The sequence below is a fragment of the Nocardioides carbamazepini genome (genome assembly GCF_024614185.1).
In the GTDB taxonomy this organism is placed as follows: Bacteria; Actinomycetota; Actinomycetes; order Propionibacteriales; family Nocardioidaceae; genus Nocardioides; species Nocardioides carbamazepini.
The window spans coordinates 427,097-441,108 of the sequence record NZ_JAHTLF010000016.1 but is presented as its reverse complement, the minus strand read 5'-3'; the positions used below and the strand labels follow the sequence as shown (position 1 = coordinate 441,108).

Here is a 14,012-nt window from a genome sequence, read left to right as displayed (position 1 = left end):
TATGCCTCCACGAGGGGGGTCATTCTCCGGTCGACCACTCGGGTGCCGCCTTCGGCCCGACCGCCAGGCTCTCGAGTCCAGGTTCGCATGCGCACGCCTCTTCTCCCCTCAGGTTCTCGGCGAGATGCCCTCGTTCTCACTCGTGCTGGTGGGAAGGACGCCCGGGAGGCCGACGGGATGACGCGCGACGGGTGAAAATCGTCGCAACACCGGCATGTGTCCCAAATCTTGAAAGTCGTGTGGCTTCTCCGTAAGCAGGAGCGGATCGCTACGTCTTGTGTCTTGTGACTGACTTGTCCGCCGGCAGGCGTGATGAACTGAGCGACGCTCAACTCATCACGCGCGCACGCGATGGCGACGCTGCGGCGTTCGCGACTCTCTACGGTCGGCACAGCGCCGCGGCCAAGCAACTTGCCGACAGGCTCGTCGGGCAGTCGTCGTCGGACGACATCGTCTCCGACGCGTTCACCCGCATCTACTCGGTTCTTCAACGCGGCGGCGGGCCGGACTTCGCGTTCCGCCCCTACCTGCTCAGGACCGTCCACAACGCCTATGTCACCCACGTCCGTGCGGACAGCAACTTCGTGTGGATCGAGGACTACGCCACGGTCGATGCCGACCTGGACATCGTTGACGAAACCGAACAGCGCGACGAGTCGTCCGTCCTCGCCCGCGCCTTCCGCTCACTACCGGAACGGTGGCAGGTCGCACTCTGGCACAGCTGCGTGGAACAGGAATCGCCCGCCGCCATCGGCGTACTCCTCGGGCTCACCCCCAACGCCGTCGCTGCGCTGACCTTTCGAGCCAGGGAAGGCCTGCGTCAGGCGTACCTGGCCGAGCACCTCGCTCTGGCCGAGGACACCACGTGCCGGCGCGTCCGCCAGCTGATACCTGCCTACGTACGCGGCCGGTTGGGCGCCAGGCAGACCGATCAGGTCGACCAGCACCTCGACGGGTGCACCTCCTGTCGTGCTGCGATCCTCGAACTCGCGTCCTTCACGCCGAGCAAGCTCGGGGCGCTGCTCGGCCCGGCCATCCTCGGCCCGCTCGCCGCAGCGTCGCTGCCGGTCATGAGCGGGCGGCCGAAGGGCCGACGGTCGGAGGCCACACCGGCGACGCCGGGCGTCGCACCGGGCGTCGCGGCGGGCGGGGCCACGACCGCGGGGCTCGTCGTGGCGATCGCTGGCCTCTGCCTCGCGCTAGCCGTCGTGCTGGCCCGGACCCTGGCGCCCCCCGGCGACCGTGATCCACAGGCGCACGAAGCCGCACTGACGACAGCCCCACCCGAAGCTCATCACGCTCCCTCGGCGGGCCCGCCAAGGTCCAACGTCCCGACCCTGCCGACCCCGACGGAGCCGTCTCCCACCCCGACACCGCTACCCTCGACCCCGGCACCGCCTCCGCCCAGCCCGACAACGCCTCCCCGCAGCCCGGCTGGTGGCCCTGCAGGGCCGGCGCCGTTCGTCGCCCCGACTCCCACCCCCGGACCATCGACGGGCCCACCGCCGCCGACCTCCGCGCCCGAGCACGACCCGCAGCCGGTCGACCTCGCGATGGACGTGCCGACCCTGGAGCCCACCACCACGGCGGACCGCTGGCTCCTCACCGTGCCCATCCGGGCTGAGACGAGCTCGCCCGCCGTGCCGTTCTCGATCGAGCTCGTTCTCTCGATGGACGAGCTGACCGGATTCGTCCAACGAACCTCCGACGGGTGGGACTGCGGGCCGATCGAGTCGGGCGACCCCGACGGCGAGCCGTACTTCTTCGACACGGTCACCTGTCGCTATCCCTTTGTCCCCGGACTCCCGGTGACTCCCTTCGCCCTCGTCATGTTCGCCGTCGGTCCGACCGGTTCCGCGACGGTCACCGGAGCGGGCAACGACGATCCCGACGTCACGAACAACACTCGGCCCGTCGGTCTCAGCCCGAGCTTCTGACCTCCGATCAGGTCGCTAACCCAAGGCGCGCTTCAGGACCTTCCCTGTTGCGGTCATGGGCAACGCATCGGCGAACTCGACGATGCGTGGGTACTTGTACGCCGCCAGCTGGTCCTTGGCCCAGGACACGAGCTCGGCCTCGGTCGTCCGGTCGCCGTCGTTCCTGACCACGACCGCCTTGATCTCCTCGCCGTGCGAATCGTGAGGCACACCGATCACCGCGACCAGGGAGACGGCCGGATGCTCCATGAGACGTTCCTCGATCTCGCGGGGATAGACGTTGAAGCCACCGCGGATGATCATGTCCTTCGACCGGTCGACGATGTAGTAGAACCCGTCGTCGTCCTTGCGTGCCAGGTCTCCGGTGCGGAACCACCCGTCCTTGATGGCCCAGCCGGTGGCGTCCGGCCGGTCGTAGTAGCCCTTCATGACGTTGTGACCCTTGATCGCGATCTCGCCGATCCCCGTCGGGTCGGCGATGTCCGACCGATCGTCGTTGATGAGCTTCATCTCGACGCCCGCGATGGGGACCCCGATCGACCCGACGCGGGGCTCCTCGCCGTAGGTGGAGAAGGAGGCGACCGGGGAGGTCTCGGAAAGCCCGTAGCCCTCGAGGATCGTGACCCCGAACCGTTCCTTGAACTCCTTGTGGATCTCGGTGGGGAGAGCGGACCCGCCGGCCACCGCCACTCGCAGGTTCCTGGCGAGCGTGGAAACGTCCACGCTCTCGTCGAGTGCTCCCAGCAGCCCCCAGTACATCGTCGGGACGCCACCGAAGAAGGTCACGTGATGGGACACCATGAGCTCGAGCGCGGCATGGGCCTCGAAGCGCGGCTGCAGGACGATGGTGCCTCCGAACGCAAGCGCGCCGTTCTGCATCACGGTCTGCCCGAATGAGTGGAACAGCGGGAGCGCGCACAGATAGGTGTCGGGGCGCTCGATGTCGGAGCGGAACAGGTCGACGCCGGCGAGCGCGTTGTCCCGCATGTTGCGGTGCCGCAGCTCGGCTCCCTTCGGCTGCCCTGTGGTGCCGGAGGTGTAGAGGATCACCGCAGTGTCGTCCTCGTCGCACGCCACGACGTCGAAGGTCGGCGCCTGCGCGGCAACAGCAGTGGAATAGAGCTCTGGCCCCTCGCCGTCGGTCCAGCCGCCGGCGCCTGACTCGATCAGGAAGAACTCCGTGCAGCCGTCGCTCTCCTGGAACCCACGCCAGGCCTCCTCGCCGATCGGCAGGTCGGCTGTGCCTTCGAAGGCGAAGTACGCCTTGGCGTCGGAGTCGGCCAGGTGGTAGGCCACCTCGCGGCGCTTCAGGAGCACGTTCAGCGGCACGACGGTCGCGCCGGCCTTGAGGATCCCGTAGTAGATGATCGTGAAGAAGGGCAGGTTGGGGCACGAGAGCGCGACCTTGTCGCCGGGGGCGATGCCGCGGGACGCGAGCAGGTTCGCCACCTGGTTGGAGGCTGCGTTCAGCTCGCGGTAGCTGATCGTGGTGGTGCCGAACACGACGGCCACCCGCTCTGGATAGCGGTCAGCAGTCTGGGTGAGCAGCTGCGACAGGTTGTAGGACGGCATGGTTGGTCTCCTTCAGAGTCCTGGGCGCAGCGCCTGCGGGAGTCGGGGGTAGGGCGGCTTGTCGATGCCGAGCGTGCCGGTGCAGGCCAGGGGCCGGGCCTGGAGGAAGACGCCGACGCGGTGGGTCTTCTGCTTGAGCGCGTGCGTCATGGCGCTGGCGTGCCCGCCCTTCTTGTAGGCGAAGTCCTGCGCCAGGCCGTAGGTCTTCCACAGGCTGATCGACGTGTGCTCGTACGGCAGCTGGGACGAGATGTCGATGCTGCCGCGATGCCCGGGATGGTGGGCAGCCCTGCTCGCTGCGTGCGCGTTGTTGCGCAGGAACTCGACGAGCCGGCCGCGGCGCAGGATGCCGTGCACGATCGCGACCATGGGCTCGCCCTCGGCGAGCGGCTCGGCCCCCTCGGCGCTGGGCCGCCAGCCGTGCCAGTTGTCGCGCTCGGACTCGGAGTCGATCCTCACCCGCACGAGCTCGCTGTCCATGCTGAACCGGCCAGGACCGTCGATGGCCCCGCGCAGCGGGCCGGCGAAGGCAGCCTCGGCCGCCTCCGCCGACTCCCAGGCAGCCACCAGGGCGCACCCACCCGGCACGAGGCTGGGCACGAGCGCGTGGGTGCCGTTGTTGGCGTAGTTCACCGACGCGCCACGCAGGCCGCCGATACCGTTGTCGATCGCGCGAGCGAGATCGCGTCGCCATCGGAGCCGGCCGCCCGGCGGCCGTCCGAAGGCGTCGACGGTGACGAAGTCCGGTCCACCCATCACTTCGCACCCAGGAACTCGAGGACCTCGGGCACGAACTCGTGGTGGTACTGGAAGACACCGCCGTGGCCGGAGTCGGGGTAGATCCGTAGGCGCGAGTCCGGCAGCCGGGCTGCCATGTCCTTGGAGTGCTCGCTGGCGACCATCAGGTCGTTGTCGCCGTTGGCGACGAAGACCGGGATCTTGATCTGCGACAGGTCGTCTGCCGGGTGCAGGCCGGCGCTGGTGATCGCCCGCACCTGCGCGATGCCCGCCTGTCGGGAGATCGGCTTGTCCAGACCGGACGTACGCTCCGCGAGCCGCTCGAAGTAGGCGTTGGCCGCCTTCTTGCCCGCCGTGGTGCGCGGGAAGAAGAGGAAGTGACGCGGATCCTTCCGGCTCAGGAACGCCTTCGTGTAGGCAGCCCCGACGATGAACGGCATCTTCCAGATGCCGCCGCCGCCGCGCGGCCCGGTTCCCGCGAGCACCATCCGGCGGACCAGGTCGGGCGCCTGGAGCGCGACCATCTGGGCCACGCCACCACCGAGCGAGAAGCCGATCAGGTCGACCTGCTCGTAGCCCAACGCACGGATGAAGGCAATGGCGTCGGCTCCCATCTCGGCCACGCCGGTCGGCACTCGGCCGCCGGTACCCCCGACGCCGCGGTTGTCGAAGGCGATCACGTGGTGCTGCGCGGCGACGCCGTCGAGCACGCGCGGGTCCCAGTCGTCCAGCACGGCGGTCAGGTGGTGCAGGAAGACGACAGGCACGCCGCCGGGCTCGCCCAGCTCGCGGTAGGCGAACGAGGTGCCGTCGACGTCAACCGTCTTGTTGGGCGTGGTCGTCCAGGTGGTGGTCATGACTTCTTCCTTCGTGAGGGAGCTGCGGACGTGACGGCAGGCGTCGGCGCGGGCGTTGGGCGAGCGTCCAAGCGGGCCAGGATGTCGAGGATGTGGCGGTCGCGACTGAAGCGGGTGTCGAGGGTGGGACCGAGCAGGCCCCTCAGGGAGGACACGGGGCCCCACAGGCTCGGGCGGATGACCCGCGCCGATCGACGCTCCAGGCCGTCGGCGATGCTGGCGGCGGCCTGGGTCGGGGTGATGCGCTTGAGCATCACCTTGGGGAGCGCACCGAGCAGCTCCATGACGACCGGGTCCTCGTCGACACCGCGGGCGATCATGTCGGTCTGGACGAGGGAGAAGTACGCCGTGAGCACCGAGACGCCGTGGGCCGCGATCTCCACGCGGAGGCCGCGCCCGAGCTGTTCGACCGCCGCCTTGCTCATGGCGTAGGGGATGGTGCCCATGCCGTTGAGGAAGGCGAAGACCGAGCTGATCAGGACGACCTGGCCCTGCTGGGCGATCACCTGGGGCAGCGCCGCGGTCACCGTGTTCGCCACGCCCGTCACGTTGACCGCCAAGGTGCCCTCGATGTCCGCGGTGGGCGTGTTGCGCAGGGTGGCCGCCTTCGCGAGCAGTCCGGCGTTCGCGATCACGACGTCCAGCCGCCCGAAGTGGTCCACGGCCCGAGTGACGGCGGCCTCGAGCGTGGAGGGGTCACGGACGTCGGCAACGCAGCCCAAGGCGCTGGTCGGATGCAGGTCGCCGGCGCGACCGGGCGTCGCCGGGTCGATGTCGGCGATCACCACCCGGGCCCCGCGATCGAGCAGGGTGCGGGCCGTCGCGGCGCCGATCCCGCCATTGCCGCCGGTGATGAGGGCGACCTTGTCGGTGAGGTCGTACACGCGACTCACTTCAGCCCCCGGCGCGAGGTGAACGAGACCCGGCCGTTGCGGCGCACCATGGCCACGGCGGTGCGCAGCGCGCCACGACCCAGGTCCGGCTCCTGCCCGCGGGCCAGCCGGTGCAGCTGATCGGTGTTCCAGCTGATGTTCAAGAAGCCGTCGAGCGCCTTCAGATCGGTGAACCGGCCGAGGATCTGGCGCATCCCGGCCCGGATCTCGTGCGTCCCGAGCACGGTCGTGCGCCCTTCGAGGACGGCGGCTGCTGCATCGGTCGTGGTGACCGTCGGTCGGGCCATGCCGACGAGGTCGCAGTCGCCGGCGTCCAGCGCCTCCTCCATCGCCGCGCGGCTACGGAAGCCACCGGTCACCGCGATCGGAATCGACCCCGCCTCGCGCCGCACCGACCGTGCGTAGTCGAGGAAGTAGGCCTCCCGCTCACGGGTCGAGGACGCCTCGGAACCGCCCATGGCCGGGGCCTCGTAGCTGCCGCCGCTGACCTCGATCAGGTCCACGGCCTCGTCGGCGAGCGTGGCGACGACGGCATGGGAGTCGTCCTCGGTGAATCCGCCGCGCTGGAAGTCGGCGGAGTTCAGCTTCACGGCGACGGCGAAGCCCGGGCTCACCCGCGCTCGCACGCGCCGGACGACCTCGATCAGGAACCGCATCCGCCGTTCCGGAGTGCCTCCCCACTCGTCGGTGCGCAGGTTGGTGAGCGGTGAGAGGAACTGGGTGATCAGGTAGCCGTGGGCCGCGTGGAGCTCGACGCCGTCGAACCCGGCCTCCTCGCAGACCGCGGCAGCGGTCGCGAAGCGCTCGATGACGTCCTCGACCTCGGCGCCGGTCAGCTCACGTGGCGTGGTGGCCCCGGGCATCGCCAGCGGGACAGCACTGGGCGCCACGGGGCGGTGGCCGACGTCGAGGAGGTTGGCCTGGCGCCCCGGGTGGTTCAGCTGCGCGAAGATCAGGGCGCCGCCGTCATGGGCGACCTTCGTCCACGCCGTCAGCTGGGGCAGGGCGCGGTCGTCCTCGATCACGATGTTGCCCGGCTCCCCCAGATGCGCGCGGTCGACCATGATGTTGCCGGTGACCAGGAGTCCGTAACCGCCCTGCGCCCAGCGGCGGTACAGGGAGACGATCCGGTCGTCGGGCGAGTTGTCGGCGTCGCCCAGGGCCTCGCTCAGCGCCGCCTTGACGATGCGGTTGGGCAGGCGTACGCCGGACGGCAGGTCGAGCGGGTCAGCAAGCAAGGCCATCAGAGGCTCCAGGTTCCGTGTTTGCAGTACGATCATAATAGTATGGACGTAATGCTAAGATCCCCGCAAGCCCCCGAAAGGAGATGGACCCTCATGGCGCGCTACAGCCCGGAGCACAAGGAGGCGACCCGGCGTCGCATGATCGAGACGGCCGGGCGCCGGTTCAAGAGCGACGGCATCGACGGCTCCGGCATCGCAACCCTCGTCGCCGATGCCGGCCTCACCAACGGTGCCTTCTACGGCCACTTCTCGTCGAAGGACGATCTCGTCGCGTCGGTGGTGGCACAACAGCTCGAGGACCAGGTCGCCGTCGTGAACTCCCTGCCTGCCGGGCTCGCCTCGGTCGAGCTGTACGTACGGGACTATCTCTCCCCTGCCCATCGCGACGACCTCGCCGGCGGCTGCCCCTCGGCGGCCCTGCTGGACGAGATCGGTCGCTGCGACCTGACCGTGCGAGAGGCCTACACCGCTGGGGCGACCGCGATGATCCAGGCCATCGCACGTCACCTCGACGACGGAGACCCGGAACGGACCGAGCAGCGTGCGATCGGGCTCTTCTCACTGCTCGTCGGGTCCCTCCAGGCCGCCCGCGCAGTCACCGACCCCGACCTGTCCGACCGCATGCTCGCTGCGGCGTACGCCAATGCGGTGGCCCTGGCCACCGCTCCTCACCCTCCCGCCCACGCGAACCGTCAGGGATCCGACTGAGAGCCTTCACCGTCGCCTGCTACGGCGCCCACGGACTCGAGCCAGCCGACCAGCACCGAGCGTCGGGCCTCGCGACGTGCTGGTCGGCATCCGGGCAGCCAGCGGTCTCGAGGGGTCAGTCAAGGGCCTCGAAGAAGGTGGCCCGGAGGTGCTCGGTGTCGAGGTAGGCACGCACTGACGTGATGCCGGCCCGGCCGACGGTGAATGCGAAGTGGTACTCGTTCCGATAGGCCCGGCCGCTCCGTAGCTGGGCCGCGACCAGCGCCTCCAGAGCAACCCGCGGCCCGTCCACCGTCCAGGCCCGTGGGGTGACGACGAGGCAGCCGTCCGTCGTGGCCACGAGGACGTTTCGGACGAGGTCGTGCACGTCGGCACCGCGCCGGACGCCGGACAGTCCCGGGACCGACCCGCCGACCCACCAGGTGACGTCGGGAGCGAGGAGCGCGAGGGCGTCGGACGCTTGCCCAGCGGTGAGCGTGGCACAGAACGCAGCCACCTGGTCAGCCGGTGACGGCGACGCCTCAGATGCCGAGGTAGGCATGGGCCACGAAGTCGTTGTTGCGCAGTTCGTCGGACCTGCCCGCCAGGACGACCTTGCCGGTCTCGAGCACGCAGCAGTGGTGGGACACGTCGAGTGCCACTGTCGCGTTCTGCTCGATGAGCAACACCGTCGTCCCGGACTGCGCGATCTGCCCGAACAGGCCAGCGATGCGCTGGACGACGATGGGCGCCAGACCGGCGCACGGCTCATCGAGCATGAGGATCCGCGGGCGGCTCATCATGGCCCGCCCGATGGCCACCATCTGCTGCTGGCCCCCGCTGAGGTGCCCCGCCCTGATGCGCAGCTTGGGCTCGAGCTCCGGGAAGAGAGCCATGACCTCGTCGAACGCAGAGCCGCCGGATCGACGGACGCGGTAGCCACCCACCTTGAGGTTCTCCTCGACGGTCAGGTCACCGAACAGTCGACGGCCCTCGGGCACCAGAGCGGTTCCATCGGCCACGACATCCCTGGTCTCGGCGTTCGTGCGATCTTCGTCCCGGATGCGGATCGATCCCTCGGCGACGGGGACGAGCCCCATGATCGCCTTCAGCAGCGTGGACTTGCCGGCGCCGTTGGCTCCGATGACGGCGGTGACCTGGCCGCGCCTCGCGGTCAGGGACACGCCGTCCAGGGCAAGGGCGCGTCCGTAGCGCACCCGGATGGACCGAACGTCGATGTCAGCGCTCGTCGCTTCGTCAGCCAAGGTAAGCCTCGATCATCCGGGGGTCCTTCTGGACCTCGTGAGGTGGGCCGTCGCAGATCTTCCGACCTCGGTCGAGAACTGCGACACGGTCGCAGAGACGCATCACCGCGCGCATGTTGTGGTCGATGAAGAGCACGGTCATGCCCCAGCTGCCGCGAAGGTCCCGGACGAGATCGAGCACCTCGGAGGTCTCCTCCTCGTTGAGCCCGGAGAGCGGCTCATCGAGGCACAGCAGCCGGGGGGACGTCGCGAGCGCGATCGCAATGCTCAGCCGGCGCTCGCACCCGTGGGGCAGGTCGCCGGCCACCGTGTCGGCCAGGTCGGCCAGCATGCACGCCTCGAGCAGGTCCTGGACCGAACGGCCGGCGCGGCTGCGACGCGTTGCGCCGTGGACCGCCTCGACGTTCGCCCTCACCGTCAGCGGCGCGAACACGCCGTGGTCCTGCAGTGTGCGGCTCAGGCCGCGCCGGGTGATCGCGTGCGTGGAGAGTCCGGTGATGTCACGACCGTCGAGCACCACGCTGCCCGTGGAGGCCGGATGGACTCCGCTGATGATGTTGAACAGCGTGCTCTTGCCCGCGCCGTTGGGCCCGATGAGTCCGAGGATCTCACCCTCGTGCAGTTCCAGCGTCACGTCGTCGACGGCCTTGAGCCCACCGAAGGCACGACTGACAGAGCGCAGGTGCAGCACCGGCCCGCCGGCACGAGGGGGTGTCGGGGCCGGTGGCACCGAGGGAGTGGGGGCGCTCACGAGGCACGCTCCTTCTCGCGGGGCGCAGGTGAAGGCTCACCCGTCGGGTCGCTGGACGAGCCTCTTCGCGAGTCGGTGACGCGCCGAAGCACGTCGTGCGCGGCACCGACGAGGCCCTTGGGCATGAGCACCATGGCGATCATGAGCGCTCCGCCGTAGATGACGGGCTCGTAGGCCCCGAACATGCGCATCTCCTCCGTCAGGTAGGTCAGCACTGCAGCACCGACGACAGCCCCGAGAAGGTGGTCGCGGCCGCCGATCATCACGAACGCCAACACAGAGATGGAGATCATGTACGAGAAGTCAGGAGGCGCGACGACGGAGCTGTAGTGGGCGAAGAGCCCACCGGCGACGCCGCAGATCACGCCGGAGGCGACCAGCGCGATCAGCTTGACCGACCGGGGGTTGATCCCGGCGCAGGACGCCAGGAGCGGCTTGTTCTCGACCACCGCGAACTGACGTCCCCATCGGGACCGCTCAAGCATCACGAGCAGCAGCGCGACGACGCCGGTGACTATGACCATCGCGGTGACGACGGCCCGGGGGTCGGCGAAGACGCCCACCAGCCCGGAGTTGCCCCCCACCCACTCCGTCTTCGTCAGCGTCAGGCGCAGCACCTCGTTGGCCGCGAAGCTGACCAGGATGAAGGCCGCCCCGCTGACCCGCAGCACCAGCCCGCCGAACACCAAGGCGGCGGCTCCGGCGAGCAGGCCGCCAGCGACGACTGAGACCAGGAGCGGCGCCTCGAGGAGCAGGTTCATCTGTGCCGCGGTGTAGGCGCCGATGCCGTAGAAGGCGCCGACGGCCAGGTTGATCTCACCGACCTGCATGACCAGACGCATCGCCATGGCGAGCAGGGCGTGGATACAGATCCACGGCACTACCAAGGCCCCCACCCCATCGCCCAGGCCGGTCACCAGACCGATCACGACCGCGGCCGCGGTGACGCCGACCGGCACCAGCCACTCAGAGCTCCGCATGACCCATCAACCCCTGAGGACGGAAGAGCAGGACGAGGATGACTACGCAGAACGTGAAGATCGTGGCCGTCGTGAGGTCCAGCATCTGCGTGCCCACGCTCTCGGCCATGCCGACCAGCAGGCCGCCGTAGATGGCCCCCGTCAGACTGCCGAGGCCGCCCAGGATGATGATGACGAAGCCCTTCATCAAGAACTCGAATCCCATGGTCGGAGTGACCACGGTGGCAGGGGCGATCAGGACACCGGCCACGGCGGCGAGCGTCGTGGCCAGCAGGACCCCGACGAGCGCGATCCGGGTGACGTTGATGCCCTGGAGCGCGGCCGCCTCCGCGTCGGAAGTGACGGCTCGCAGGGCCGTGCCGGTCATCGTGGTGCGAACGAACGCAGCGACGGCGACGGTGACCGCGATGGCCACGACGAAGATCACGACGCGCTCCCAGGTGACCGAGGCGCCGAGGAGCGAGAGGCGACCCTCGACGACAGGCGGCACCGACTTCGGCTGGGCCGAGAACGTCTCCCGCACGATCACCTCCACGACCAGGGCGAATCCGATCGTGACGATGAGGGTGGAGATCAGATCGCCGGCGAAGCGTTTGAAGAAGGCGTAGTACAAGGCGATGCCGATGAGCCCGAGCAGGACCGTCGCCACCGCGAACGAGCCGATGTAGAGCAGCCAGGCCGGCACGCCCGGGAGGTGGTCGGCGCCGTAGGTCAAGATCACGTACGCCGTGTAGGCGGCGATCGCGAACAGCGCCCCGTGGGCGAAGTTCACCACCTGCATGACCCCGAAGATGAGGGTCAGGCCGAGGGCGAAGAGGATGTAGACCGAACCGATCTGCAGCCCGTTCACCGTCATCTGGACGAAGAGGTCCACGCGCGTCAACTCCTGCTGGCGGTGCTCGTGCGGCCGATCACTGCAGCGACTCGAGCTCGGCGGGGACGATGCGCTCGACCTCGACGATGGCGTCGCCGCGGACCTGGGTCACGATCATCGGAGTGAGGATCTGCTGCTTGGCCCCGTAGACGTCCTCGGCGCCGAAGGCGGCGGCGCCCCACGAGCTCTCGAAGGTGATCTCCGTGAGCGCCTCGCGCACAGCGTCGGACTCGATCGTGCCCGCCTCCTCGATCGCGGCAGCGAGCGCGATCACGCCGTCGTAGGCACCGATGGTCACGCCGTTGAGGTCCTCACCGGTGGCCTTCTCCAGACCGGCCTGCAGCTCCTGCTGCTTCTCGGTCGCGTTGGTGTCGGAGAAGTCCGCGGCCAGACCCATGTAGACACCCTCGGCGGCGCCGCTGGCGGCCTCGACGAGCGCCTGTCCGCCGGTCCCCGCGCTGAGCAGGGTGGGACCGTCCCAACCTTGGTCCTCGAGTGCCTGCAGCAGCAGCCCCGCCGGCCCGGGGGTGACCGTCGTGAGGTCGATGGCGTCCGGCTTGGTGCGCAGCAGCTTGGTGGCGATCGGGGCGAACTCGGTCGTGCCGTGCTCGTAGAAGTCCGAGCTGACGACCTCGACGCCGAGCTCTGCCCACACCTCCTGGGCAACCTCCTCGGACTGGATGCCGGTGGCGTCGTTGACGCCGAGCAGCGCGATGCTCTCGAAGCCGCCCTCAGCCTCGAGGACGTACTCAGCCAGCGGGCGCAACACCTCGAAGGGGGTGTTGATGACGGTGAACGTGTAGGGGAAGTCAGGGCCCTTGAGATCCTTCCCCCACGCCGAGGTCATCATCGGGACCTTCTGGCGCTCGGTCATCGACTGCAGCGCCTGCACCGGGGCGGTGCCCACGCTGAAGGCGATCATGTCGACCTTCTCGCGGGTCAGCAGCGTCTGCGCGGCCCGCGCACCGCCCGCGGCGGTGTACTCGTTGTCCTGGATGACGATCTCGATCTCGACCGAGCCATCCTCGGTCTCGATGCCGCCGGCCGCGTTGATCTCGTCCGCGGCCTTCTCCGCGAGCCACTTGGAGGCGCTGCCCCAGCCGGCCGCGTCGCCGGACAAGGGCGCCGAGAGGCCGAAGACGACGACGCCGTCCTCGGCCCCACCGCCGGCCTCACCACCGCAGGCGGCCAGCGGCAGGGCGAGGCCCGCCACGAGGACCGGGGCGGTCAGCTTCCTCAACGTCGTCACTCGGTTCATCGGGTTTCCTCCAGGTCGGGTGAGCACTGCTCGGGTCGTGACCGCGCGGCTTATGACGCAGGTCACGCAGATGCGTCACGTCACTATGCCCCGAATGAGCCAGGTTACGCAATAGCCGATTATTCTACGTAATAGCGGATCTGAGTGATGAACGCCTATCCTGCTCCCCTACCCCGTCGACACAGGAGACACATCGTGGCCCTCGACCCTTCGACCGAACCCGGACCCCCGGTACGTCGTCGCCATCGAATGGTGGACCGGCTCGCCGCCGTCCTCGAGCACGTCGCTCGCAGCGAGCAGGGCATGACCCTGACCGAGCTCGCCCGGGCAGTGGACGCACCGGTCAGTTCGATCCAGGGTCTCGTCAACGGCCTGGCGGCGACCGGCTACCTCGACGAGCGCGATCGTCGCTACTCGCTCGGAACCGCGCCGTACCTGCTCAACCTGATCGCGGGGCGGCACATGGTCACACGTATCGACCACGCCGTCCTGGAGTCGATCCACGCGAGCTGCGGCCTGACGACCCTGCTGTCCATCGCCGTGAGCACCGACGTCTTCTACATCGACAACGTCTCCCGCGAGCCGCGATACGACTACCTGGCGAAGAACTTCATCCGGCGCTCGCTCATCCGGACCTCGGCAGGGTGGGTGCTGCTGGCCGACTTCACCCGCCGCGACCTCTGGACCTACCTGTCCTCGCTGCCCCCCGAGGACGAGGAGCGGGTGGAGCGTTTCCTCGCCGCCCTCGACGAGATCCGCGAGACCGGCGTATGCGCCGGCCCCCACACCTCCGAGGTCGCCGACGGCGTCTCGATCGCGGTGCGAGAGTCCGGCCGCACCACGGGTGCCGTCAGCATCGTGGGCTCCGAGGAAGAGATCGGTCACCGCCGCCAGGAGCTCACCGACCTACTGGTCGCGCACCGGGAGCGCTGGGACTCCCGTCCCTGAGGCCAGGA

At 69.1% G+C, this 14,012-nt stretch carries 14 protein-coding genes; 3 read left to right on the top strand and 11 right to left on the bottom strand.

What is annotated here, in order from left to right:
* Positions 1-284: 284 nt before the first annotated feature.
* Complete coding sequence (locus KVF89_RS14860; protein ID WP_257426617.1) at positions 285-1,937, top strand: sigma-70 family RNA polymerase sigma factor; 1,653 nt, start codon at positions 285-287, stop codon at positions 1,935-1,937.
* A 15-nt stretch (positions 1,938-1,952) separates the two neighbouring features.
* Here the strand turns inward: KVF89_RS14860 and KVF89_RS14855 are convergent, their stop codons facing one another.
* Genes KVF89_RS14855 through KVF89_RS14835 form a run of 5 tightly spaced genes read right to left on the bottom strand, consistent with a single transcriptional unit; the run spans position 1,953 to position 7,241 of the window.
* The gene (locus tag KVF89_RS14855; RefSeq protein ID WP_257426615.1) at positions 1,953-3,509 is read right to left on the bottom strand and encodes a long-chain-fatty-acid--CoA ligase; all 1,557 of its coding nucleotides are present in this window, start codon (positions 3,507-3,509) and stop codon (positions 1,953-1,955) included.
* A 12-nt stretch (positions 3,510-3,521) separates the two neighbouring features.
* Positions 3,522-4,265, bottom strand: coding sequence for a hypothetical protein (locus tag KVF89_RS14850; protein ID WP_257426614.1), 744 nt, complete (start codon positions 4,263-4,265; stop codon positions 3,522-3,524).
* Positions 4,265-5,104 (bottom strand): alpha/beta fold hydrolase, encoded by an 840-nt coding sequence (locus tag KVF89_RS14845; protein WP_257426607.1) that lies wholly within the window; start codon positions 5,102-5,104, stop codon positions 4,265-4,267. Before KVF89_RS14845 ends, KVF89_RS14850 begins: the two co-directional genes overlap by 1 nt.
* Positions 5,101-5,988, bottom strand: coding sequence for an SDR family NAD(P)-dependent oxidoreductase (locus KVF89_RS14840; protein ID WP_257426606.1), 888 nt, complete (start codon positions 5,986-5,988; stop codon positions 5,101-5,103). The genes KVF89_RS14845 and KVF89_RS14840 overlap by 4 nt, the downstream gene beginning before the upstream one ends.
* 5 nt (positions 5,989-5,993) lie before the next feature.
* Positions 5,994-7,241, bottom strand: coding sequence for an NADH:flavin oxidoreductase/NADH oxidase family protein (locus KVF89_RS14835; RefSeq protein ID WP_257426605.1), 1,248 nt, complete (start codon positions 7,239-7,241; stop codon positions 5,994-5,996).
* 93 nt (positions 7,242-7,334) lie between these two features.
* Between KVF89_RS14835 and KVF89_RS14830 the strand changes: the two genes are divergently transcribed.
* On the top strand, positions 7,335-7,949 hold the full coding sequence (locus KVF89_RS14830) for a TetR/AcrR family transcriptional regulator (protein WP_257426603.1): 615 nt from the start codon (positions 7,335-7,337) through the stop codon (positions 7,947-7,949).
* A gap of 115 nt (positions 7,950-8,064) precedes the next feature.
* On the opposite strand, the gene KVF89_RS14825 is transcribed toward KVF89_RS14830, so the two are convergent.
* The 6 genes from KVF89_RS14825 to KVF89_RS14800 all read right to left on the bottom strand — a co-directional run bounded on the left by KVF89_RS14825 (position 8,065) and on the right by KVF89_RS14800 (position 13,056).
* On the bottom strand, positions 8,065-8,445 hold the full coding sequence (locus KVF89_RS14825; protein ID WP_257426601.1) for a nuclear transport factor 2 family protein: 381 nt from the start codon (positions 8,443-8,445) through the stop codon (positions 8,065-8,067).
* A 25-nt stretch (positions 8,446-8,470) separates the two neighbouring features.
* On the bottom strand, positions 8,471-9,112 hold the full coding sequence (locus KVF89_RS14820; protein ID WP_257426599.1) for an ABC transporter ATP-binding protein: 642 nt from the start codon (positions 9,110-9,112) through the stop codon (positions 8,471-8,473).
* 73 nt (positions 9,113-9,185) lie between these two features.
* Positions 9,186-9,944 (bottom strand): ABC transporter ATP-binding protein, encoded by a 759-nt coding sequence (locus tag KVF89_RS14815; protein ID WP_257426598.1) that lies wholly within the window; start codon positions 9,942-9,944, stop codon positions 9,186-9,188.
* The gene (locus KVF89_RS14810; protein WP_257426596.1) at positions 9,941-10,924 is read right to left on the bottom strand and encodes a branched-chain amino acid ABC transporter permease; all 984 of its coding nucleotides are present in this window, start codon (positions 10,922-10,924) and stop codon (positions 9,941-9,943) included. The genes KVF89_RS14815 and KVF89_RS14810 overlap by 4 nt, the downstream gene beginning before the upstream one ends.
* Entirely contained in the window at positions 10,911-11,798 is an 888-nt protein-coding gene (locus KVF89_RS14805) for a branched-chain amino acid ABC transporter permease (RefSeq protein ID WP_257426595.1), read from the bottom strand. The genes KVF89_RS14810 and KVF89_RS14805 overlap by 14 nt, the downstream gene beginning before the upstream one ends.
* A gap of 37 nt (positions 11,799-11,835) precedes the next feature.
* Positions 11,836-13,056 (bottom strand): ABC transporter substrate-binding protein, encoded by a 1,221-nt coding sequence (locus KVF89_RS14800; protein WP_257426594.1) that lies wholly within the window; start codon positions 13,054-13,056, stop codon positions 11,836-11,838.
* Between the two features lie 252 nt (positions 13,057-13,308).
* Between KVF89_RS14800 and KVF89_RS14795 the strand changes: the two genes are divergently transcribed.
* Positions 13,309-14,004 carry an IclR family transcriptional regulator gene (locus KVF89_RS14795; RefSeq protein ID WP_257426593.1) on the top strand — a complete coding sequence of 232 codons (696 nt, stop codon included), beginning with the start codon at positions 13,309-13,311 and terminating at the stop codon, positions 14,002-14,004.
* Positions 14,005-14,012: the final 8 nt, after the last annotated feature.